This window comes from Salipiger aestuarii (assembly GCF_003259905.1).
In the GTDB taxonomy this organism is placed as follows: Bacteria; Pseudomonadota; Alphaproteobacteria; order Rhodobacterales; family Rhodobacteraceae; genus Salipiger; species Salipiger aestuarii.
This window is the reverse complement of the sequence record NZ_QLMG01000020.1, coordinates 42,009-64,330: the sequence shown is the minus strand read 5'-3', so window position 1 is coordinate 64,330 and position 22,322 is coordinate 42,009. Positions and strand designations below refer to the sequence as shown.

The 22,322-nt window shown below is 65.9% G+C and carries 18 protein-coding genes; 4 read left to right on the top strand and 14 right to left on the bottom strand.

The genetic code is table 11. From position 1 onward, the window contains the following. Window positions 1-28 precede the first annotated feature (28 nt). The 9 genes from purU to ATI53_RS11975 all read right to left on the bottom strand — a co-directional run bounded on the left by purU (window position 29) and on the right by ATI53_RS11975 (window position 10,389). On the bottom strand, window positions 29-913 hold the full coding sequence (gene purU, locus ATI53_RS12015; RefSeq protein WP_009503509.1) for a formyltetrahydrofolate deformylase: 885 nt from the start codon (window positions 911-913) through the stop codon (window positions 29-31). Beyond that, on the bottom strand, window positions 910-1,497 hold the full coding sequence (locus tag ATI53_RS12010; RefSeq protein WP_009503508.1) for a sarcosine oxidase subunit gamma: 588 nt from the start codon (window positions 1,495-1,497) through the stop codon (window positions 910-912). Before ATI53_RS12010 ends, purU begins: the two co-directional genes overlap by 4 nt. Then, a complete protein-coding gene (locus ATI53_RS12005; protein ID WP_111550486.1) occupies window positions 1,490-4,417 on the bottom strand; it encodes a sarcosine oxidase subunit alpha family protein in 2,928 nt (975 codons plus the stop codon). The genes ATI53_RS12010 and ATI53_RS12005 overlap by 8 nt, the downstream gene beginning before the upstream one ends. After that, the gene (locus tag ATI53_RS12000; RefSeq protein ID WP_009503506.1) at window positions 4,414-4,683 is read right to left on the bottom strand and encodes a sarcosine oxidase subunit delta; all 270 of its coding nucleotides are present in this window, start codon (window positions 4,681-4,683) and stop codon (window positions 4,414-4,416) included. The genes ATI53_RS12005 and ATI53_RS12000 overlap by 4 nt, the downstream gene beginning before the upstream one ends. 7 nt (window positions 4,684-4,690) lie before the next feature. Then, window positions 4,691-5,941: a sarcosine oxidase subunit beta family protein gene (locus tag ATI53_RS11995; RefSeq protein ID WP_009503505.1), complete on the bottom strand. Its 1,251-nt coding sequence runs from the start codon at window positions 5,939-5,941 to the stop codon at window positions 4,691-4,693. A 72-nt stretch (window positions 5,942-6,013) separates the two neighbouring features. Further along, the gene (gene glnT / locus ATI53_RS11990; RefSeq protein ID WP_009503504.1) at window positions 6,014-7,318 is read right to left on the bottom strand and encodes a type III glutamate--ammonia ligase; all 1,305 of its coding nucleotides are present in this window, start codon (window positions 7,316-7,318) and stop codon (window positions 6,014-6,016) included. 132 nt (window positions 7,319-7,450) lie between these two features. Next, window positions 7,451-8,776, bottom strand: coding sequence for an FMN-binding glutamate synthase family protein (locus ATI53_RS11985; RefSeq protein ID WP_111550485.1), 1,326 nt, complete (start codon window positions 8,774-8,776; stop codon window positions 7,451-7,453). Between the two features lie 11 nt (window positions 8,777-8,787). Then, a complete protein-coding gene (locus ATI53_RS11980; protein ID WP_375342737.1) occupies window positions 8,788-9,498 on the bottom strand; it encodes a GltB/FmdC/FwdC-like GXGXG domain-containing protein in 711 nt (236 codons plus the stop codon). Window positions 9,499-9,501: 3 nt separating this feature from the next. Then, a complete protein-coding gene (locus ATI53_RS11975; RefSeq protein ID WP_111550484.1) occupies window positions 9,502-10,389 on the bottom strand; it encodes a class II glutamine amidotransferase in 888 nt (295 codons plus the stop codon). A 279-nt stretch (window positions 10,390-10,668) separates the two neighbouring features. Between ATI53_RS11975 and ATI53_RS11970 the strand changes: the two genes are divergently transcribed. After that, a complete protein-coding gene (locus ATI53_RS11970) occupies window positions 10,669-11,142 on the top strand; it encodes a hypothetical protein (RefSeq protein ID WP_009503500.1) in 474 nt (157 codons plus the stop codon). A 197-nt stretch (window positions 11,143-11,339) separates the two neighbouring features. Here ATI53_RS11970 and ATI53_RS11965 read toward each other — a convergent pair whose 3' ends face one another. The 5 genes from ATI53_RS11965 to ATI53_RS11945 form a co-directional block, all read right to left on the bottom strand. After that, complete coding sequence (locus tag ATI53_RS11965) at window positions 11,340-11,978, bottom strand: helix-turn-helix domain-containing protein (RefSeq protein WP_009503499.1); 639 nt, start codon at window positions 11,976-11,978, stop codon at window positions 11,340-11,342. An 89-nt stretch (window positions 11,979-12,067) separates the two neighbouring features. Further along, window positions 12,068-14,494: a GcvT family protein gene (locus ATI53_RS11960; protein WP_111550483.1), complete on the bottom strand. Its 2,427-nt coding sequence runs from the start codon at window positions 14,492-14,494 to the stop codon at window positions 12,068-12,070. Beyond that, complete coding sequence (locus tag ATI53_RS11955) at window positions 14,491-15,363, bottom strand: choline/ethanolamine kinase family protein (RefSeq protein WP_009503497.1); 873 nt, start codon at window positions 15,361-15,363, stop codon at window positions 14,491-14,493. Before ATI53_RS11955 ends, ATI53_RS11960 begins: the two co-directional genes overlap by 4 nt. After that, entirely contained in the window at window positions 15,360-17,711 is a 2,352-nt protein-coding gene (locus ATI53_RS11950; protein ID WP_111550482.1) for a trimethylamine N-oxide demethylase, read from the bottom strand. The genes ATI53_RS11955 and ATI53_RS11950 overlap by 4 nt, the downstream gene beginning before the upstream one ends. Then, window positions 17,711-19,063: a trimethylamine monooxygenase gene (locus ATI53_RS11945; protein ID WP_111550481.1), complete on the bottom strand. Its 1,353-nt coding sequence runs from the start codon at window positions 19,061-19,063 to the stop codon at window positions 17,711-17,713. Before ATI53_RS11945 ends, ATI53_RS11950 begins: the two co-directional genes overlap by 1 nt. Window positions 19,064-19,479: 416 nt before the next feature. On the opposite strand from ATI53_RS11945, the gene ATI53_RS11940 reads away from it, so the two are divergent. From ATI53_RS11940 to ATI53_RS11930, 3 genes are read left to right on the top strand one after another with little or no spacing between them, the layout of a single operon-like run. After that, the gene (locus tag ATI53_RS11940) at window positions 19,480-19,755 is read left to right on the top strand and encodes a hypothetical protein (protein ID WP_146609915.1); all 276 of its coding nucleotides are present in this window, start codon (window positions 19,480-19,482) and stop codon (window positions 19,753-19,755) included. Beyond that, on the top strand, window positions 19,756-20,775 hold the full coding sequence (locus ATI53_RS11935; RefSeq protein WP_190323928.1) for an alpha/beta fold hydrolase: 1,020 nt from the start codon (window positions 19,756-19,758) through the stop codon (window positions 20,773-20,775). Next, window positions 20,772-22,298 carry a GMC family oxidoreductase gene (locus ATI53_RS11930; RefSeq protein ID WP_111550479.1) on the top strand — a complete coding sequence of 509 codons (1,527 nt, stop codon included), beginning with the start codon at window positions 20,772-20,774 and terminating at the stop codon, window positions 22,296-22,298. Before ATI53_RS11935 ends, ATI53_RS11930 begins: the two co-directional genes overlap by 4 nt. Window positions 22,299-22,322: the final 24 nt, after the last annotated feature.

The following is a 22,322-nucleotide window of genomic DNA, read 5'->3' as shown; positions in this document are numbered from 1 at the left end:
ACCGGGCGTCACCGCTGGCAGGCCCCCATCAGCCCATCCTTTCGGAGGCATAGCTGCCCGGAGACGCCGGAAACACCACCGTCTTGTTCCCGTTCAGGAACACCCGCCGATGGATATGCGCGTGGATCGCCCGCGCCAGCACCTGCGCTTCGACATCGCGGCCCAGTGAAACGTAGTCCTCGGGCGATTGCGCATGGGTCACGCGCACCGTGTCCTGTTCGATGATCGGCCCTTCGTCCAGATCGGCGGTGACGTAGTGCGAGGTTGCCCCGATCAGCTTTACCCCCCGTTCGAACGCCTGCTTGTAGGGATTGGCCCCCTTGAACGAAGGCAGGAACGAATGGTGGATGTTGATGATGCGCCCCGACATGGTCCGGCACATCCGGTCCGAAAGGATCTGCATGTAGCGCGCCAGCACGATCAGCTCGGCCCCGGTTTCCTCGACCACCTCCATGATCCGTGCTTCGGCCGCGGGCTTGTTGTCCCTGGTCACGCGAATGCAGTGAAACGGAATGTCATGGTTCACCACGACTTTCTGATAATCCATGTGGTTGGAAATCACCGCCGCGATGTCGATGGGCAATGCGCCGATGCGCACCCGGTACAGCAGGTCGTTCAGGCAATGCCCGAACCGCGACACCATGATGACGACCTTCATCTTCACCGCTTCGTCATGGAATTCGTAATCCATGCCAAAGGCTTTGGCAGTCTCGGCAAAGCGCACCGTCAGCGCGTCCAGCGTCGTGCCGGTTTCCGAAATCACGCTGACGCGCATGAAAAAATTACCCGTCTCGAAATCGTCGAACTGCGAGCTGTCGGTGATGTTGCAGCCTTGCTCCGACAGGAACGCGGCGATGGCCGCGACGATGCCCCGCGTCGAGGGGCAGGTCACAGTCAGGGCGAATTTGGTCATGGGCGCGTCTCCAGTCTTTGTGCCGCTTGCGTCAGGGCGTGCCACAGGCTGCCCGCGGCCGAGCGCATGCCCAGCACCGCCAGCCGGTCGGCGCCCTGACGCATGACGAAGACGCCGAGGTGATGCAAGCCCGTGCGTGCCGCGCGCCCCGGTTGCAGCGCGGCAGGCGGCAGGTTCACCAGCTTTTCCAGCAGCCGGTCAAGGGGGGCGCCGCGCGCGGCGGAGGCGATGTCGATCCACACCCAGCCATCGGTCTGGTCGGTGACCGACGCGCCCGGCGCCTGTGCCTGCACGGCGGCGGCGAAATCGGTGTCGGCCTGCCCGTCGGCGGCGATCATCCATTGTCCCGGTCCGGACCAGAGGGCAGTCATGTCGCCTGCGCTGGCGCATCGCCCCGGCTGCGGCAGGGTCAGCCCGAAGGGGGCGGGCGTGGCCATCCCCCCCCGCGGCGCCAGAGACGCCAGCGCCACGTCCGGGCGTTCGATCAGGGTCAGCGCACCAAAGCTGGTCTGGCGCGGAATTTCGCCGCCAAGCGCGCACAGGGGGATCAGCCGGGGCGTTGCGGCGAGGGTTGGGTCAGCCACGCAGACGGTCTCCTTCGGGGTCGATGAAATGGGGCGAGGTCACGGTCAGCGTGACCTCGTCGCCTTCCAGCGGGTTGGCGGCCACGATGGTCTCGCCCATGCGTTCGGCGCCGTCGGCCAGAAACCCCAGCGCGATGGGGGTTTTCAGATGCGGCGACCAGCAGGCCGACGTCACCCAACCCTGATCGGTCGCGGTGACGCGCGCCGCCCCCTGCGCGAACAGATGCGCCCCCGCCGGAATGCGCGCCGCGGGGTCGATGGCGCGCAGACCGACAAGCCGCCGGGTGTCGGACACAAGCCCTTTGCGCCGCGACATCACCGCGCCGATGCTGTCCTTCCTGGTGGACACCATCCGCCCCATCCCCACCATCTGCGCGGTGGTCTGCCCGTTCAGTTCGGCAGCCGCCGCATGGCCCTTTTCGATGCGCAGCACCGACAGCGCCTCGGTGCCGTAGGGCGTCACCCCCAGGTCCTGCCCCAGATCGGCCAGCCGCGCCATCAGCGCATTGCCATAGCGCGCGGGCACGGCGATTTCATAGGCCAGCTCGCCCGAGAACGAGATCCGGAACAGCCGGGCCCTGACCCCGCCGCAGACCGTCAGCGCCGCGCAGGACATGAACGGGACCGCCGCGTTGGACATGTCGAACCCGTCCACGACGCGCTCCAGCAGTGCGCGGGATTTCGGCCCGGCCACGGCGATCTGCGCCCAGGCGTCGGTGGTCGAAATCAGCTGCACGTCCAGATCGGGCCACAGGCACTGGCGCGCAAATTCCATCCGGCTATAGACCAGCCCGGCGTTCGCGGTGGTCGTGGTCACGACGTAATGCGTGTCTGCCAGCCGCGCGCAGGTGCCGTCGTCATAGGCGAAACCGTCCTCGCGCAGCATCAGCCCATAGCGCACCTTGCCCACCCTTAGCGAGGCCATGGCGTTGCAATAGATCCGGTCCAGAAACGCCCCCGCATCCGCACCCTGCACGTCGATCTTGCCCAGCGTGGTCACGTCGCACAGCCCTACGCCCGCGCGCACCGCCATCACCTCGCGATCGACCGTGTCGCGCCAGTGGGTTTCGCCCGCGCGTGGAAACATCTGCGCACGCATCCACTGGCCCGCCTCGACAAGGCGCGCCCCGTGCGCGACCGCAAAGCCATGGGTCGGCGTCAAACGCGTGGGCCGGAAGGTCATGCCGCTGTCGCCGCCCCCCAACGCCGCCAGCGCCACCGGCGTATAGGGCGGGCGAAAGACCGTGGTGCCGGTTTGCGCAACGCTCGCGCCCGTCAGTTCGGCCATCACCCCCAGGGCCGTGACATTCGCCGTCTTGCCCTGATCCGTCGCCATGCCAAGCGTGGTCCAGCGTTTCAGATGTTCGACGCTGCGCATGTTTTCGCGGTGGGCCAGCGCGATGTCCTTGACCGTAACGTCGCTCTGGAAATCGACCCAGGCACGGCCCCTGCCGGGAACATGCCACAAAGGGAGTTGGCAAAGCGGCGCATCCTCGGCGTGGGGCAGCAGAGCGGCGCTGCAATCCAACAGCCGCGCGGCGGTTTGCGCCCCCGAGCGCAGCGCCGCGTGGGGGCTGCCGTGGCCCGCGGCGGCCCCCGCGACGGCCATACCGGGCGGCAGATCGGCGGGCGGCAGGAACGCCTGATGAGCCTGCGACCACTGCGGGCGGCCCCGGTGGTGCGAGGCCAGATGCACGTTGGGGTTCCACCCGCCTGACACGCCAAGCACCGCGCATTCCAGCACGTCGCTGCGCCCGTCGCGCGTGATCTCGATCGACGTCAGACTGCGACGCCCGGTCGAACCGGTCACGGTCGCGCCGCTGAACAACTGGTATTCGCCGAAGCGGCGGGCATCTCTGCGCGGGTCGATCACCGCCAGCACGGGCACGCCCCTGGCCACGAGGTCTGCCGCGGTGCGATGCCCGTCGTCGTTGTCGGTGAAAATGGCGACGCGGTCGCTGTCGCGCGCCTGCGGGGTCACGCCCCAGCGATTGACATAGGCGCGCAACGCCCCGCCCAGCAGGATGCCGGGGCGGTCGTTGTCGGCAAACGGGATGTGCCGTTCGGTCGCGCCCGCCGCCAGTATGCTGTGCCGGGCGGTGATACGCCACAGGGTCTGGCGCACGGTCTCGGGGCGCGGCAGGTGGTCGCCCACCCGTTCGATTGCGCCGAATATGCCGTGATCGTAGCTGCCGAATACCGTGGTGCGGCGCAGGATGCGCACATTGGGCATGGTATCGAGGTCAGCCTCGGCGGCGGCGACCCAGGCGGCGGCGGGGCCGTCATCCAGAAGGTGGCTTTCCATCAAAAGCCGCCCCCCCAGCCGGAAATCCTCATCCGCGAGGATGACGCTGGCGCCCGCCCGGCCCGCCGTCAGCGCGGCGGCAAGCCCCGCCGCGCCCCCCCCGATCACCAGCAGATCGCAGTGCAGGAACCCCTTGTCATAAGCGTCGGGGTCAGGGTCGCGTCCCAACGCGCCAAGCCCGGCGGCGCGACGGATCAGAGGCTCGTACAGCTTTTCCCAGAACGGCTTTGGCCACATGAAGGTCTTGTAATAGAACCCGGCGGCCAGGAACGGCGACGCGATGTCGTTTACCGCCAGCGCGTCGAAATCCAGGCAGGGCCAGCGGTTCTGGCTGGTGGCCGCCAGCCCGTCATACAGCTCGACGCAAGTGGCGCGGGTGTTGGGTTCGGCGCGCGCACCGCTGCGCAAGGTGACCAGGGCGTTGGGTTCTTCTGACCCCGCGCTGAAGATCCCGCGCGGGCGATGATACTTGAAGCTGCGCCCGACGAGCCGCACGCCGTTCGCCATCAGCGCCGATGCCAGCGTGTCGCCGGGATGCCCCTCGTATCGCGTGCCGTCAAAGGTAAAGGACAGCGTGCGGCTGCGATCCACCAGCCCGCCCGGAATGCGCGTCATCGTGCGGCCCCCTTGACGTCCATTGCCAGTTCGGCGGCAACGATTTCATGGGTCGCCGTGTCACGGGTGACCACAAGCCAGGACCGGTCGCCCTGCTCGTGGTACCACAGCTCGCGGTGCGGCCCCGCCGGATTGTCGCGCAGGTGGGTGTAGGCGTGGAACGCCGCCTCATCGCCGCCCTCGGGGCGGTTCAGCAAGGCGGCGTCGCCCAGATAGGTGAATTCCTGGGCGTCGCGAGGACCGAGAAGAGGATGGGGGATCAGCATGTCGACCTCAGTGCAGGTTCGGCTGGGCGCCGGCGCCGTTTTCATCGATGGGACAGCCGCGCGCGAAGCGATCGAGTCGAAAGGCGGTGGCGGTGTCGTGCGGGCGCCCCGTGGCCAGCAGATGCGCAAAAGCATACCCCGATGCCGGGGTCGCCTTGAACCCGCCGTAACACCAGCCCGCGTTCAGATAGAGCCCCTGCACCGGCGTCGCGTCGATAATGGGCGATCCATCCATCGACATGTCCGTGGTGCCGCCCCAGCTGCGCAGCAGGCGGGCACGGCCCAGCGCCGGCAGAATGGCCATGCCGCATTCGGCGACGTCTTCGACCGCTGGCAGGTTGCCGCGCTGCGCATAGGAATTGTACCCGTCGATGTCGCCGCCGAACACCAGACCGCCCTTGTCGGACTGGCTGACATAGAAATGCCCCGCCCCAAATGTGATGACCCCGTCGATGATCGGCTTGAGCCCTTCGGACACGAACGCCTGCAGCACATGGCTTTCGATCGGCAGGCGCATCCCCGCATGGGCCATCACCCGCCCCGTCGATCCCGCAACCGCCACGCCGACCTTTTTCGCGCCGATATAGCCGCGTGTGGTCTCGACGCCCCGCACGGCACCGCCGTCGATGCGAAAGCCGGTCACCTCGCAATTCTGGATGATGTCGACACCCTTTCGGTCGGCCCCCCGCGCATAGCCCCACGCCACCCCGTCATGGCGCGCGGTGCCCGCCCGTCGCTGCAACAGACCGCCCTTGATCGGAAAGCGCGCGTTGGCGAAGTTCAAGTAGGGGTACATCGCCCGCACGCCGTCCCGGTCCAACAGCTCGGCATCGGCCCCCGCCAGCAGCATCGCATTGCCCCGGCGACGGAAGGCATCGCGCTGCCCGTCGCTGTGGCACAGATTCAGGATGCCGCGCTGGCTGACCATGGCGTTGAAGTTGAATTCCTGCTCCAGCCCTTCCCACAGCTTCATGGAAAACTCGTAGAACGGCTCGTTGCCCGGCAGCAGATAGTTCGACCGGATGATCGTGGTGTTGCGCCCGATGTTGCCCGACCCCAACCAGCCCTTTTCCAGCACCGCCACCCGCGCCTGACCAAAGATGCTGGCAAGGTAATAGGCGGTGGCAAGCCCGTGCCCGCCGCCGCCCACGACGAGGATGTCATACTCGGGCTTCGGATCCGGGTCGCGCCACAAAGGCCCCCAGCCCTTGTGGCCGGTCAACCCTTCCCAAAGCAGGCGCAAGCCGTTGAACTGCATGGTGAGGTCGGTCTCCTGAACGGACGGTCGGGCGGGGAAAAATTCTTAGCATAAGAATTTTTGCGCCCGGCCTCAGATGTCCAGCGTGTTGGCCCGTTCCCAGGCCGAGAAATGCGAAACGAATCTGTCCCATTCGCGCCGCTTGAGCGTGATGAAGGCCTGGGCAAAGTCGCCGCCCAGCATGGCTTTCAGCTCGGTGTCTTCATCGAAGGCCCTGATCGCGTCCAGCATGTTGAGCGGCAGCCGGGGCGCATCGGTGATCTTGTGCCCTTCGGCGTACATGTCGATGTCATGGCGCGGGCCGGGGTCGGCGTCGGTGGCAAGGCCAGACAGGCCGGTGGCGATGATCACCGCCTGCAACAGGTAAGGGTTGGCCGCCCCGTCCGGCAGGCGCAGTTCGAACCGGCCCGGGCCCGGCACGCGCACCATATGGGTGCGGTTGTTGCCGGTCCAGGTGACGGTGTTGGGCGCCCAGGTCGCGCCCGACACGGTGCGCGGTGCGTTGATCCGCTTGTAGCTGTTCACCGTCGGATTGGTGATCGCCGCCATGGCGGTGGCGTGTTTCATGATGCCGCCAAGGAAGGCGCGGCCCTTGTCCGACAGGCCCAGATCCCTGCTGTCGTCGGCAAAGGCGTTGGTGGTCCCGGCATTGTCCCAGACCGAGATATGGGCGTGGCAGCCGTTGCCCGTGAGACCTTCGATGGGTTTGGGCATGAACGTTGCGCGGAAGCCATGGTTTTCGGCGACCGATTTCACCATGAATTTGAAAAAACTGTGGCGGTCGGCGGTGACCAGCGCATCGTCGAAATCCCAGTTCATCTCGAACTGGCCGTTGGCGTCCTCGTGGTCGTTCTGGTACGGCCCCCAGCCGAGGGCGAGCATGTAGTCGCAGATCTCGGCGATCACCTCGTAGCGGCGCATCACCGCCTGCTGGTCGTAGCAGGGTTTTTCGGCGGTGTCGGCGGCATCCGAGATGGCATCGCCCTCGGGGGTGAGCAGAAAGAACTCCGCCTCGATGCCGGTCTTGACGCGCAGCCCCTTGTCGGCGGCCTCGCTCACCAGCTTGCGCAGCACGTTGCGGGGGGCCTGCGCGACCTCCTCGCCGTCCATGACGAGATTGGCGGCGACCCAGGCGACGTCTGGTTTCCATGGCAGCTGGATGACGGTTTCGGGGTCGGGCATGGCAAGCATGTCGGCATGGGCGGGCGTCAGGTCGAGCCAGGTGGCGAACCCGGCAAAGCCCGCCCCGTCCTGCACCATGCCCGCGATGGCCTGAGCCGGCACCAGCTTTGCCCTCTGGCCGCCGAAAAGGTCGGTGTAGGAGATCATGAAATATTTCACGCCCTTTTCCCGGGCGAAGGCGGCGAGGTCGCTCATGGGGTATCCCTGTCGTTTTGTCCTGTTTCGCACCGCCTTGCGGCGATCCGACCGGGTGGCGGTTTCCCCCCCATACCCCCAGAATATTCGGGGCGATTGGAAACCGGAAGCTTTCGCCCGGGTTTCAGCATTTCAGAACCCGCCCTTGCCCGGAATCCAGTCGGTTCCGGCAAGCGGCACCTGCGCCATGGCGGCGGCTTCGATGGTCAGCGCGACCAGGTCTTCGGGTTCAAGATTGTGCACATGGCTCTTGCCGCAGGCGCGGGCGAGGGTCTGGCATTCCAGCGTCAGCACGTTCAGGTAGTTGCGCAGGCGCCGGCCGGCTTCGACGGGATCGAGCCGGGCCATCAGGTCGGGGTCCTGGGTGGTGATACCCGCGGGGTCGCGGCCTTCGTGCCAGTCGTCATAGGCGCCGGTGGTGGTCCCGAGGGCGCGGTATTCCTGTTCCCATTTCGGATCGTTGTCGCCCAGGGCGACCAGCGCCGCCGTGCCGATACTGACCGCATCCGCCCCCAGTGCCAGCGCCTTGGCCACATCGGCGCCGGTGCGGATGCCGCCCGACACCACGAGTTGCACCTTGCGGTGCATCCCCAGATCCTGAAGCGCCCTGACCGCCGGGCGGATGCAGGCCAGCGTCGGAGTGCCGACATTTTCGATGAACACGTCCTGCGTGGCCGCCGTGCCGCCCTGCATGCCGTCAAGCACGATCACGTCCGCCCCCGCCTTGACACTGAGCGCAACGTCGTAATAGGGGCGCGCGCCGCCGATCTTGATGTAGATCGGCTTTTCCCAGCTGGTGATCTCGCGCAGTTCCAGGATCTTGATCTCCAGATCGTCCGGGCCTGTCCAGTCGGGGTGACGGCAGGCCGAACGTTGGTCGATGCCGATCGGCAAATCGCGCATTCCCGCGACGCGTTCGGTGATCTTTTGCCCCAGCAGCATGCCGCCGCCGCCGGGCTTGGCGCCCTGCCCCACGACCACCTCGATGGCGTCGGCGCGGCGCAGATCGTCGGGATTCATGCCGTAGCGGCTTGGCAGGTACTGGTAGACCAGCTTTTCGCTATGGCCGCGTTCCTCTTCGGTCATGCCGCCGTCGCCCGTGGTGGTCGAGGTGCCCGCAAGGGAAGCGCCGCGCCCCAGCGCCTCTTTCGCGGGGCCGGAAAGCGAGCCGAACGACATGCCCGCGATGGTGATCGGAATCTTCAGCTCGATCGGTTTGCTGGCAAAACGGGTGCCGAGGGTCACTCCGGTTTCGCATTTCTCGCGGTAGCCTTCGAGCGGGTAGCGCGACATCGACGCGCCCAGAAACAGCAGGTCGTCGAAATGCGGCACGCGGCGTTTGGCCCCCCCGCCGCGAATGTCGTAGATGCCGGTATGGGCGGCGCGGCGGATCTCGGCGTTCACCTCGTTGGAGAACGTCCAGGACTGGCGCGGCATTGTCTGCGGAGTGTCGTTCATGCCCGTGTCCTTCAGTATGCGTCGGCGTGGTCGACGTTGAAATGATACAGCTTGCGGGCCGAGCCGTAGCGTTTGAAATCCTGCGGTTTTGCGTCCGCCCCCGCGCGGGCCAGCAGATCGGCGAGGATGTCGAGATGTTCGGCGCGCATTTCCTTTTCGATGCAATCCGCGCCCAGCGATTTGACCGAACCGCGCACGAACAGCCGCGCCTCGTACAGGCTGTCGCCCAGCGCATCGCCCGCATCGCCAAGCACCACAAGGTTGCCCTTTTGCGCCATGAAGGCGGACATGTGGCCGATGTTGCCATGCACCACGATGTCGATGCCCTTCATCGAAATGCCGCAGCGCGAACTGGCGTTGCCCTTGATGACAAGCAGCCCGCCGTGCGCGGTGGCCCCGGCGTATTGCGATGCGTCGCCATCGACGATGACCGTGCCGCTCATCATGTTTTCGGCCACGCCCGGTCCGACCGAGCCGGTCACATGCACCGTGGCGCGCTGGTTCATGCCCGCGCAGTAATAGCCGGTGGACCCCTTCACGATGACCTCGATTTCGGCATCGAGCCCCACGGCGATGGCGTGGCTGCCGCGGGTGTTGAGGATTTCGAACTGCGTGTAATTGGTCGACGGCGCCCGTTGCAGCGTCGCGTTGACCTCTCGCAGTTCGATCTGCTCCATGTCGAGGATCTGCACGTCAGAGACGGCCTGTACGGTCGCGATCATGGCTCAGCGCTCCCAGAAATAGACGGTGGCGGGTTCGGGTTCCCACACGCGGGCGGAATCGATCCCCGGAAGACCGGCGAAGGCGCGGTATTCGCTGCCAAAGGCGACGTAATCGTCGGTTTCGGCCATCACCGCGGGCTTGCAGGCGATGGGGTCGCGCACCACGCCAAAACCGGTCTTGGTGCCCATGACAAAGGTGAAGAACCCGTCAAGATCCTCCAGCGTTCCGCTCAGCGCCTCGCCCAGATTGGCGCCCTCGGCGATGCGGGACGAGATGTAGCACGCGGCGACCTCGGTGTCGTTTTCGGTTTTCGGGGCAAAGCCCTTTTGCGCCAGAACACGGCGCATGGTGTTGTGGTTCGACAGCGACCCATTGTGCACGAGGCACTGGTCGGCATCGGTGCTGAAGGGATGCGCGCCCAGCGTGGTGACCGCGCTTTCGGTCGCCATCCGGGTGTGGCCGATGCCGTGGCTGCCCCCCATGGCGCGCAGGCCAAAGCGGGTGGCGACATCGCGCGGCAGGCCGGTTTCCTTATAGATCTCCATCGCCTCGCCGACGCCCATGATGCGCAGCCCGCGCGCTTCCAGGAACGCGCCGGTCGCCTCCAGCGCCTCCGCCGGGACGGTCAGCACCGCGTGGGTGTCGTTGGTTTTCATCGTCACCGGGGCGCCAAGTCTATCGCCCAGCGCGGTGTCCAGGCCGTCAAACGCCGTGTCCGGCGTATCGGACTGCACGGTGATCTTGTGCCCGTCGCCCTGATCGCCATAGATCGCGATGCCCGCGCTGTCCGGGCCGCGATCGGACATGGTGATCAGCATATCCGCAAGCATGTCGCCCAGCCTGGGGCGCAGATCTTCCTTCTTGAGGAAGAGTCCGACAATGCCACACATTGGTTTTCTCTCCGTTGCAACCGGTCCGAGCCATGTACGCCCGCCATCGCAAACCGGAGTGCCATGCGGTGATATTTACTGCAAGGAAAATAATTTCACTTAGGGAAAACATCTCGCAAAGCTTGCCGTAAGCCTAAAATTGTAGCACCCTCGCCGGACTGCCGGATCAGTCTTTGGCTTCGCTGTCCGCTAGCCCCATTGCCAACACGGTAAAAGGTTGCGTCAAACAGCAGCTTCCCACAGTCTACGTCTGATAAAAGCAATCCCGGAGCGCGTATCGTGGAAAGCGGTTTCAAGCGGACCACATGGGTTGAAACCTTGGACAGGCTTCTGGGACTGGTCCAGAAACTCGCAGTCATTTGCGGCGTCGGTGTTGGTGCCGCCTTCTTTTTCATGCGATTGGAACATACGCCTGGCGTTGACACAGACCTGAGGTTCGTGGCCGTCACCGATTGTGTCGCAAAAGGCGAACTGACCCTGACCAATATCGGAACATGGCCCTTTGAAGTAACCGACGCCTATGTTTCGGCGCGCCCCGATCCGGCGGATTCGACCAGGCTTGCAGGCGCGCTTGGACAAACCCTCGCAGCTGGGGAAAAGGTCAGCATCTTGTTCGAACTGCCCTTAGAGCCGCCCATGTTGACCGGCTGGGTTGCCGTCAAACTTACGCTCACCACAAATCGCGACAAGGAAAACGAATGGCGTCTTGCAAATCAATGGGTCAACTTCGAAAGTCTCGGCGGCGCGTGCTGATTGGCTTTGCGACGCTCGCCATACTTGGCGGCTGCGGACAGGGGACCAGTCGGGTCGATGGCAATGATCCCGCAAACTGCGACCTGCTAAGCCAGCGTTTGCCTGCACATGCGTTGCCGCAGGTCTGTCTTGCGCAACGGGCGCCGTCCGGTGATGCGCAAAAACGCCCCGTCTGACCGTTGCTTGCGCTATCTCCGCTAGCGCATCTGCGGGTAGGTGATGATCGACAGGTAGCGCGCCGGAATGTCCACCAGCACTTCGGGCCCGTGCGGCGCATCGGAATCAAACAGCAGCGAATCCCCCGGTTCCAGCAGGTAAAGCCGGTCGCCGTGGCGATAGTCGATCACCCCGTCGAGCATGTAGATCAGTTCGATCCCCTCATGCTGGAACGCCGGAAACCGGTCCGACGCGCTGTCGAGCGTGATGAGGTAGGGTTCGACCACAACCCCCGAATTGTTCGACCCGATATGGCCCAGCAGGTTGTACTGATGCCCGGCGCGGGTGCCGGCGCGTTCGATCTCGGCGCCCTGCCCGGCCTTGACATGCATCGCACCGCGCGGTTCCTCGAACCCCGAAAACAGCTGCACCAGCGGCACCCTCAGGGCGTTGGCCAGTGCCTGCAACGTGTTGAGCGAAGGCGAGATCACCCCGTTTTCGATCTTGGACAGCATCCCCACCGACAGCCCGGTCTGCTGCGCCAGTTCCGAGCCGGTCATGCGCTGGCGCTTGCGCAGATCGCGCACCTGGCGCCCGATTGCCACCTCAAGGTTCTTTTCGCGCAGGTCGCGCACCGCGTGCGGGTTCTGGGTGAGCTTGCTTTCAGGTGCGCTTTTCATGTTGTGTCCGTCCTTGGGGGACTCCCCTCGTGCGGGTGCGGGGCGGGTCGTGTCAAGCCATTGCCGGGCGCCCGCCCCCCCTCTGCCCATCAGGATTTTACCCGCAAACCGGCGGGATCGTAAGGCGGCGACAGGGTGACGTCGCAAGGCACACGGGTGCCCGCGACCTCCAGTTCGTAGCGGCCGGACAGGATCCAGTCCTTCGACACGCCTTCGCGGCGGCGCACATAGCCCAGCCCGACTGATCTGTTCAGCGTATGGCCAAAGCCCCCCGAACCAAGATAGCCGACACGCGCGCCATCGCGAAACACCGTCTCGCGCCCCCACAGGATCACATCCCGCGCGGCGGTCACGATGACCAGGCGCTTGCCAAGGCCCGCCGCACGCTGCGCCAGCAACGCGTCCCTGCCGCGAAACGCGGTGCCGAACGCCACGGCAAAGCCAAGGCCCGCCTCAAGCGGGGTGGTGTCGGGACCGATGTCGGCGCCCCAGGCGCGATAGCCCTTTTCCAGCCGCAGGGTTTCGATGGCGCGATAGCCCGCGTCGATCAGGCCATGCCCGGCCCCTGCCGAATGCAGGGCTTCGTATACGGTTTGGGCGTATTCTGTCGGCAGGTGCAGCTCCCATCCCAGCTCGCCCACATAGGACACCCGCAGGGCGCGCACCGGGGCGCCCGCGATGGCAAGGGTCTGCGCCGTGCCAAACGGAAATGCGGCGTTGGACAGGTCCGCCCACGTCACTGCAGACAGGATGTCGCGCGCCCGCGGCCCCATCAGCGACAGAACCGCGTACCCAGAAGTCACGTCGATCAGCTGCGCGTTCGCGTCCAAAAGCCCGCGCCGGATCCAGTCGAAGTCGCGCGTGGCAAAGCCGGTGCCGGTGACGATGTAGAACGCGTCAGGCCCGGTGCGCACCACGGTCAGATCGGCCTCGATCCCGCCGCGGTCGTTCAGCATTTGCGTGTAGGTCAGCGTGCCCACCGGCCCGCTGACATCGCCCGCGCAGACCCATTGCAGCGCGGTTTGCGCATCCGGCCCCTGCAGCATGAACTTGGCGAACGAGGTCTGGTCGATCAGCGCCGCCGCCGTGCGCGCGGCGCGGTGTTCGCGGCCCACCGCATCGTGCCAGTTGGGGCGCTGATAGCTGTAGATGTCCTGCGCCACCTCGCCGGGGGCGGCGAACCAGTTCGGCCGTTCCCACCCCAGCTTTTCGCCAAACACCGCGCCGCGCGCTTTCAGTCTGTCATACAGCGGCGAGCGGCGGCCGGGGCGGGCGCTGTCGTGTTCCTCGGACGGCCAGGCCATGGTGTAATGCTTGCCATAGGCCTCGATGGTGCGGCTGCGCACCCAGTCGGCATCGAAATGCGACCGGCCAAAGCGGCGTATATCCACGGGCCACAGGTCCATCGGCGGCTCGCCCCTGGCGACCCATTCCGCCAGCGCCATGCCCGCCCCGCCGCCCGACGCGATGCCGAAGGCGTTGAACCCCGCGCCCACAAAGAACCCCGGCTGTTCCGGTGCCTCGCCCAGAATGAAATTGCCATCCGGGGTAAAGCTTTCGGGGCCGTTGGTCAGCGTCTTGATCCCGGCGGTCTGCAAGGCGGGCACCCGGCCCAGCGCCAGTTCCATGATCTGTTCGAAATGGCCGTAATCGCTGTCAAGCAGCGTGTAGTGAAACCCTTCGGGAATGCCCGAAATGGCCCAGGGCTTGGGGTTCGGCTCGTACCCGCCCATGACCAGGCCGCCGACTTCTTCCTTCCAGTAGGTCAGGCGGTCGGGGTCGCGCAGGGTGGGCAGATCGCGGGTCACGCCCGCTATGGGTTCGGTCACCATGTACTGATGTTCCATCGACATCAGCGGCACGGCAACCCCCAGAGGCGCGGCGAAATCGCGGGTCCATTGTCCGCAGCAGGCGATGACGATACCGGCCCTGATAAAGCCGTTCGACGTGTGAACCCCGGTGATGACGCCCTTTTCGCGGGCGACGGACAGCACCGCGCAATCCTCGACGATGCGCGCCCCCGCCATGCGCGCGCCCCTGGCCAGCGACAGGGTGATGTCGGACGGGTTGGCCTGCCCGTCGGTGGGCAGATAGGCGGCGCCGATCACGTCCGACACATCCATCAGGGGCCACAGATCCTGCGCCTCGGACGGGGTCAGCAGTTGCATGTCCAGACCAAAGCTGCGCGCGGTGGTGGCCTGACGTTTGACCTCGGTCCAGCGTTCGGCGTTGCAGGCAAGGCGCAGACCGCCGTTGCGCTTCCATCCGGTCGCCTGCCCGGTCTCTGCCTCAAGCGTCTCGTACAGCCTGACCGAATAGCCCAGAAGCTCGGTGATGTTGGCCGAGCCGCGCAGCTGCCCCACCAGCCCGGCCGCGTGAAAGGTGGTCCCCGAGGTCAGCTTGTGGCGTTCCAGCAAGACCACGTCCCAGCCCAGTCTGGCCAGGTGATAGGCGGTGGAACAGCCGATAATGCCGCCCCCGACGATAACGGCGCGGGCGTGGGTCGGGAACGTCATCGGGCGTTCCAGTCTGCAAGGGCGGCGGCGTAGCGCGCGAGGTTTTCGCCGGTGTATCCCGCGTAATCGAAGTCGATGTCCGAGGTGATCTCGGACACCATGGACCACATCACCTCGCGCAAGAGCGAGGCGCATTTCATCGCGCCATAGCGGCGCAGGTAATCGGTGTCCGGCGCGCGCCCCAGATAAAGGCTCAGCATCTCGTGTTCCGCCCCTTCGGAAAGCCCCGAGTTGCCGGCCAGCCCGCCCAGATCGAACAGCGGCGTGTTGAACCCGCCATATTCCCAATCGACCAGCCACAGCCGGTCCCGTCCGCGCAGGATGTTTTGCGGCAGCAGGTCGTTGTGCCCCAGAACCAGGTCGATCTGACCGACCGCCTGCTCCAGCTCCGCCGCCCCGTCCATCAGCGACGGCACGCGGGCGGCGTGAACAGACCCGGCGTTCCCGAGAAACCGCGCGTAACTGCGCAGCACATGAAACACCCAGAACGTCAGTACAGGCCCGCAGATACGGCGCGTCATGTCGCGGTGGACACGGCCCACCAGCGCGACCACGTCGCGCAGGGTCTGGGGGTCGTGCAGATCGTCCGCACCCAGCGCGGTCGAGGCGACGAAATCGGTGACCATCACCCCCGGTTCGGCATGGCGCAGGGCGGGAGACAGGCCCGCCTCCGCCGCCACGCGGCTCAGCGCGCGTTCGTTCCAGCGCATCACCATATGTTCGGGAATGTCCTGCCCCAGCCGCACAACGTAGCGCGCGCCGGCATCCGTCACCACGAAGTTGCGGTTGGTGATCCCCCCCGTCAGCGGTGCGATGTCGACGGGACCGGACCACAGGTCAAGCGCGCGCACGCGATCCTCGGGGGTCATGCGCCGTAGTCGCCTTTGGCGCGGGATTTCGCGGGATCGAAATGCGGAAAGGGCACCACGCGCGCGGTCAGCCGTTTCTGGTGCCCGTCCAGCTGGCCGATCTCCAGTTCGGTACCCGGCCTTGCGTGGATGGCTTCGACGCGGGCCAGCGCGATGGTCTTGCCAAGGATCGGCGCGCGGGTCGCGCTGGTCACCACCCCCACCCGCACCCGCCCCAGACGCACGCAATCGCCATGCGCCGGTACGGTCGAGGCGTCGATGTCCAGGCCCACCAGCTTGCGCTGCGGATGCGCCTTGCGATCCAGCAGCGCGGCCTTGCCCGAAAAATCCGCCTCCTTGCTTTTCAGCGGCACGGTAAAGCCGATGCCCGCCTCGAACGGATCGGTGGCATCGTCGAATTCATGGCCCGCAAAGGCCAGCCCGGATTCGATGCGCAGCATGTCCAGCGCGGCAAGCCCCAGCGGTTGCAGCCCGTATGGCCTGCCCGCCGCCCAGAGTGCGTCGAACACCTCGGGGGCGTCCTTGGGGTGACAGAAGACCTCATAGCCCAGCTCGCCGGTATAGCCGGTGCGCGAGATCATCACGGGGGTGCCCTGGAAACCGCCCAGCCGCGCGATGGTGAACCGGAACCAGCCCAGATCGGCCAGTGCGGTCTTGTCGGGCGCGGTCCAGAACAGTTCGGTCAGGATGGCGCGGGAATGGCGCCCTTGCAGGGCGACGTTGTGCAGCTGGTCGGTCGAGCTGCGCACATGCGCATTGAGGTCCAGCCGCCGCGCCTGTTCGCGCAGGAACAGCCCCGACCCGTCGCTGCCCCCGATCCAGCGAAAGTTGTGATCGCCAAGGCGAAACACCGTGCCGTCGTCGATCATGCCGCCATGTTCGGCACACACAGCGGTATAGACCACCTGCCCCGTGCTGAGTTTTTCGATGTTGCGGGTGACGCAGGCGTTCATCAGCGCCCCGGCATCGGGGCCGGTGATCTCGAATTTGCGCAGCGGCGACAGATCCATGATCGCCACCTTTTCCCGGCAGGCCCAGTATTCGCCCAAGGTGCCGACCCCCGGAAAGCTGTTGGCCAGCCAATACCCGTTATAGTCCACGAAATCCTGCGTGTGGGCGGCAAAGCGGGCATGAAAGCCCGTCTCCTTGGTGTGCTCCACGTCGTCCTCCGGTCGTTTGCGCCAGCCGATGGAACGGCGGAAATCCTGCCCCGCGCCATATGTGCGCAGCTGGATGTCGGTGGGGGTCCAGCCATTGGCCGGGCCGATGTCATCGGGGCACGCGGTCGACACGCAGACCAGATCGCTCAGCGCGCGCAGCAGAACGTAATCGCCGGGGCGGCTCCATGGCTCGTCGGTGACGATGCCATGGTCGGCGTCCAGCAGCGTGTTGAAGAAAAAGTTGATCGCGGGCCAGCCGGCGCGGGGCCGAACGCCGTAGGGGCCAAGCGAGGCATTGATGTTGTCGGTGCAGTTCACATGCCCGAAATACCCCATGTCTTCGTAGGACCGTGCGGTACAGGCCAGCCCAAAGGTATCGTGCCGCCCGCAACTGTCCTGTACGATCTCGATCAGCGGTTCGAAATCGACGGTCCAGTATTTCGCGGCGAGGCCGGGCTTGGGGTAGACGCGCCCCGTCATGGAACGGGTGGCGGTCGGGTCGATTTCGCGCGGGATGCCCCTGTCGAGGCTGCGCGCGCTGAACGCCTGGAAATCCGAACACTCGCGGCCCTGTACGTCGAGCACCTGAATGAAGGCGCCCTTGGGCACCTCGTAGATCAACGCCTCGCCGGGGGCGATGTTGCGGTCGATCAGCGGATCGGCCAGCGGATCGGGGGCAATGTGCGCACCCCTGGACATGGCTGGATCGGCGCGCTTGATCCACAGCAAAAGGTCGGTCACCGTGTCCTGCGCATCGGGGGTCATCGGCCCGCCGGGCGCGCCGATGACAAGCAGCCCGTCGCCATGGGCGGTGAACCGTGCGCTGTCGCCCGCGCGCGCACCGTCGGCAAACACCCGCACCGCCCGCGCGCGCCCCAGATCGAAGCCCGCCGCGCCCAGCGCCCGCGCCACGCCGCGCCCCGAGACCGATGTCATCAGCGTCGCCTTCAGCCCGTCGGGGCCGGTATTGCCGGATGCCCCGATCAGCCCCGGATCGCCCGCGCCGGCGGGGGTAAAGGCGACCAGTTCGGCCACCTGCCCGCCCTCGCGGTTTTCCACGGTGATGATATCGCCCGCATGGATTTCAACCGCGCGCGACCCGCCGCCGGGCACCGGATAGCGTTCGATGCCCGGCGGCAGCGACAGGCCGGGGGTCCGCACACCCCGCTCTGGCGCGGCAACTTCCATCACTCCGCGGCCTCGGACCCGGTCTGCAGATAGGCATCCAGGCTGTCATCCAGCGCATGGCGCCACGGCGTGTGGTGCGGCGGGGCCATGGTGCCGGTCATCGGCGAGACATAGCCATTGTCGCGGAACGCCATGATCGCCTTTTTCTTGTGCTTCTTCCATTCAAAGAACGCCTCGGTCGCGCCGTCCACGTTGAAACTGGGGTAATCGGTCTCGGCGATCAGTTCCTTGACGTAATCGCCCTGGTAGACGATCGCGTCGTGGTCGTCGGCCACCGCGTCCTCGTCGGTTTGCCGCTGTGTCCAGTCGTCCGCCATGTCCGCCGCATCCGGCAGGGAGATCCTGCCAAGGATGCAATCCCGCACCCACCACGCCTGGGCGTCGAACATGTTGAAGGTGAACCACTGGTCCTGCATGCCAAGGTAGAACAGCCGGGGATTGCCGGTATAGACCACGCCCTTGTAAAGATCGCTCGCAGCTAGCCGGTTGGCGGTTTTCAGCCGCAGATCGTCGCCCAGAAACGGGAAATGGTGCTTGTAGCCGGTGCACAGGATGATCGCGTCGACCTTTTTCGTCGTGCCGTCCCTGAAGGTGGCGGTCTTGCCGTCGACCTTTTCCAACGCCGGCACTTCGGCCCAGTTTTGCGGCCAGTCATAGCCCATGGGCGCGGTGCGATGCGCCACGGTGATCGACTTTGCGCCGTATTTCCAGCATTGCGAGCCGACGTCCTCGGCCGAATAGGAGGTGCCGAGGATCAGCAGGTCGCGGCCTTCGAATTCGCGCGCATCGCGGAAGTCATGGGCGTGCAGGATGCGCCCGTTGAAGCCTTCGAAGCCGGGATAGTACGGCACATTGGGGAATGAGAAATGCCCCGAGGCGACGATGACGTGATCGAAGTCTTCGGCGCTTTCGGTGTCGGTTTCACCGTTGCGCGCGATGACGGTGAACAACCCCGACGCGCCGTCGAAGCTGACATCGCGCACCACGGTGGAAAACCGGATCCAGTCGCGCACCCCGGCCTTTTTGATCCGCCCCTCGATATAGTCGAACAGCACGGCGCGGGGCGGGTAGCTGGCGATGGCCTTTCCGAAATGCTCGTCAAAGGTGTAATCGGCGAATTCCAGCCCCTCTTTGGGGCCGTTCGTCCACAGGTAGCGATACATCGACCCGTGCACCGGGTTGGCGTATTCATCCACGCCCGTGCGCCAGTCATAGCGCCACAGCCCGCCCCAGTCGGGCTGTTTTTCGTAGCAGACGATCTCGGGGATCTCGTCACCCTTTTCGCGCGCGGCCTGAAAGGCCCGCAGCTGCGCAAGGCCCGAAGGCCCCGCGCCGATCACGCAAATCCGCATTTCCCGATACTCCGTTATCTGCAATCGCTCTGGGCAAGTTTTCCTGATGGTCACAAATATTTCCCCCTGCGCAACCATTCTTCTTGTTCATTCCGGCCCCGGGTGGGAATCTGTGATCGGTGGACGGGCGCGCTGCACACGGATGAGGCAGTGCCGATTGCAGGGGTTGTCGAAATGCGTTTTCTGGTTCTTCAGCACGAGCCGCTGGAACATCCCGCCGCGTTCCGGCCCCTGATCGAAGCTGCGGGCCACACACGGTTTGCCGTCCACCTCAACGAGGGCGACACACTGCCCCAGCTGGACGGCTACGATGCGCTTGGGGTGATGGGCCGGCCGATGGACGTCTGGCAGGAAGAGGCGTTTTCCTGGCCGCCCCCGAAAAGGCATACATCCGCCAAGCGGTGGTGGCGCGCAACATGCCATTTTTGGCGTTTGCCTTGGCCATCAGCTGGGGCGCGCGCGCGTTTTCTGTGCAGGTCCACATCGAGATCGAACAGCGCACCCTGCGCGGCTGGGCGGCGATCCCGGAACACGACATTGCCGTCGCCGCGTCCATCGGCCCCGCCGCCGTGCAGCGGCTGCAATCGCAGGTGGTCGAAGGCCTGCCCTGCCTCAACACTGCCGCCCGGCAGATCTTTGACAACTGGGGCCGGCAACGCCGCATCCCAAATGCCCTGCAAGGAAATGACTGAATGAGCGCGGATCTGACCCCTTTCGAGGTTTTCGAGGCAGGCGATGTCGCCCTGCAATGCGGCATCACGCTCCGGGGGGCGCGGCTGGCCTATGCCACCTACGGCACGCTGAACGCCGCAAAGGACAATGTGATCGTCTACCCCACCCGCTATGGCGGATCCCATGCGGACAATGAATTCCTGATCGGCGACGGCCTGGCGCTGGACCCCGAGAAATACTTCATCGTGGTGCCCAACATGCTGGGCAACGGGGTGTCGTCGTCGCCGTCCAACACCGCGATCCCGCTGGCGGGCCCGGATTTCCCGACCGTCACCCAGTACGACAACGTCGTGCTTCAGGACAGGCTGCTGCGCGAGGTGTTCGGCATCGACCGGGTCCGTCTTGTCTGCGGCTGGTCGATGGGAGGCCAGCAGGCCTACACCTGGGCGGCGCTGTTCCCGGACCGCGTCGCCGCCATGGCCTGTTTCTGCGGTCAGGCCATCACCGCCGGGCACACCTACGTCTTTCTCGAAGGGGTAAAGCACGCGCTGATCACCGATCCGGCCTGGAAACAGGGGCGTTACACCGAACAGCCCTGGCGCGGTCTGACCGCCAAGGGCCGTGTCTGGGCCGGGTGGGTGCTGTCTCAGGACTGGTTTCGCGCGGAACTGTGGCGCGACATGGGATTTGTCTCGGTCGAGGACTACCTGAAGAACACCTGGGATTCGATGTATTACGGGCTGGATGCCAATGACATGCTGTCGATGATCCGCACCTGGCAGATGTGCGACATCTCGGCCAACCCGATCTACAACGGCGATCGCAGGGCGGCGCTGGCGGCGATCACCGCACGGTCGATCGTTCTGCCTTGCCGCACCGACCTGTATTTCCCCCCCGCGGATAATGCCGCCGAGGTGGCACAGATGCCCGACGCCGAATTGCGGGTGATCGATTCGGTCTGGGGCCATTACGCGGGCGGCGGGCGCAACGCCCCCGATACCGCCGTCATCGACACCGCCCTGCGCGATCTGCTGGCATGACCTGGGACATCATCATCGTCGGCGCGGGCAGCGCGGGCTGCGCCGCCGCCGAACGGCTTAGCCGCGATCCCGCCTGCAAGGTGCTGCTGGTCGAGGCCGGCCCCACGGGGCGCCACCCCTTCGTGCAAATGCCCGCCGGCGTCGCCAAGGCCATCGCCCACCCCCGGTTCAACTGGCATTACGACACGGTGCCGCAACGCCATATGGACGGGCGCAGCCTGTATGTGCCACGCGGCAAGGTGCTGGGCGGATCGTCCGGCATCAACGCGATGGTCTGGGTCACCGGACACCCCGCCGATTACGACTGGTGGGCGGCGAACGGCGCGCCTGGCTGGAGCTGGAGCGATATCGAACCCACACTTGACGAGGTCACCCGCGTGATGGCCCCCGCCCTGCCCCCGGGCGGCCCCGCCTATGACGGTTTCATCGACGCCGGCGCCCAGGCCGGGTTTCCCGTACACGCCGCCGTCGATGGCCGGACCGAGGGCTTTGGCCGGTTCCGTGTCAACGTCCGGCAGGGCAAACGCCGCAGCGCCGCCGCCTATCTTGCGCTGGCAGGGGATCGCCCCAACCTTGCCCTGCGCACCGGCGCGCAGATCGTCGGGCTGGCCATGCAGGGCAACCGCGCCACCGGTATCCGCCTTGCGGACAAGGTGCTGCACGCGGGTCATGTGGTGCTGTGTACCGGAGCCATCGGCACCCCCCAATGGCTGATGCTTTCGGGCATCGGCCCGGCCGACCACCTGCGCGCCCACGGTATCCGGGTGGCATCCGACCTGCCCGGCGTGGGCGAAAACCTGCACGACCACCTTGAAGTCAAGGTCAAGCACCGCATGACCCAGCCGCTGTCGCTGTGGGATCATGCGAAATTCCCCAACAACCTGGCGGTGGGCGCGCAATGGCTGCTGACCCGACGTGGCGTCGGCACGCGGCAGGGCCTTGAAGCGGGCGCTTTCCTGCGTCTTTCCGACACCCAGGGCCCACCGGACACGCAGCTTCACTTCATCAACGCGCTCGCGTTTGACGGCGCCACCGCGGACGATCGCGGCCACGGCTTCGCCATCGACGTGACACAACTGCAACCCCAAAGCCGCGGCACCCTGCGCCTTGGCTCTGCCGACCCGTTCGCCAAGCCGTTGATCGACCCGAACTATCTGGCCGAGCAAACCGACCGCACCCTGTTGCGCGACGGGCTGAAACTGCTGCGGGAGCTGTGTCGGCAACCCGCCCTCGCCGCCTTTTCAGGCACGGAACTGCGCCCCGGAGCCCAGGTGCAGACCGACGCGGAGCTCGACGCCGTCGTACGCGCCACCGCCGACAGCATCTACCACCCCGTTGGCACTGCAAAGATGGGCACCGATCCGATGTCGGTCACCGATCCGGCCACCATGGCCGTGCACGGAACGCTTGACCTTTCGATCGCCGATGCCAGCGTCATGCCCCGGATCGTTTCGGGCAATACCAACGCCGCCGCCATCCTGATCGGCGCGCTGGGGGCCGACAAGATCGCCACCGCCTTGTAGCGCGCCGCCACCGGCAGCGCACGC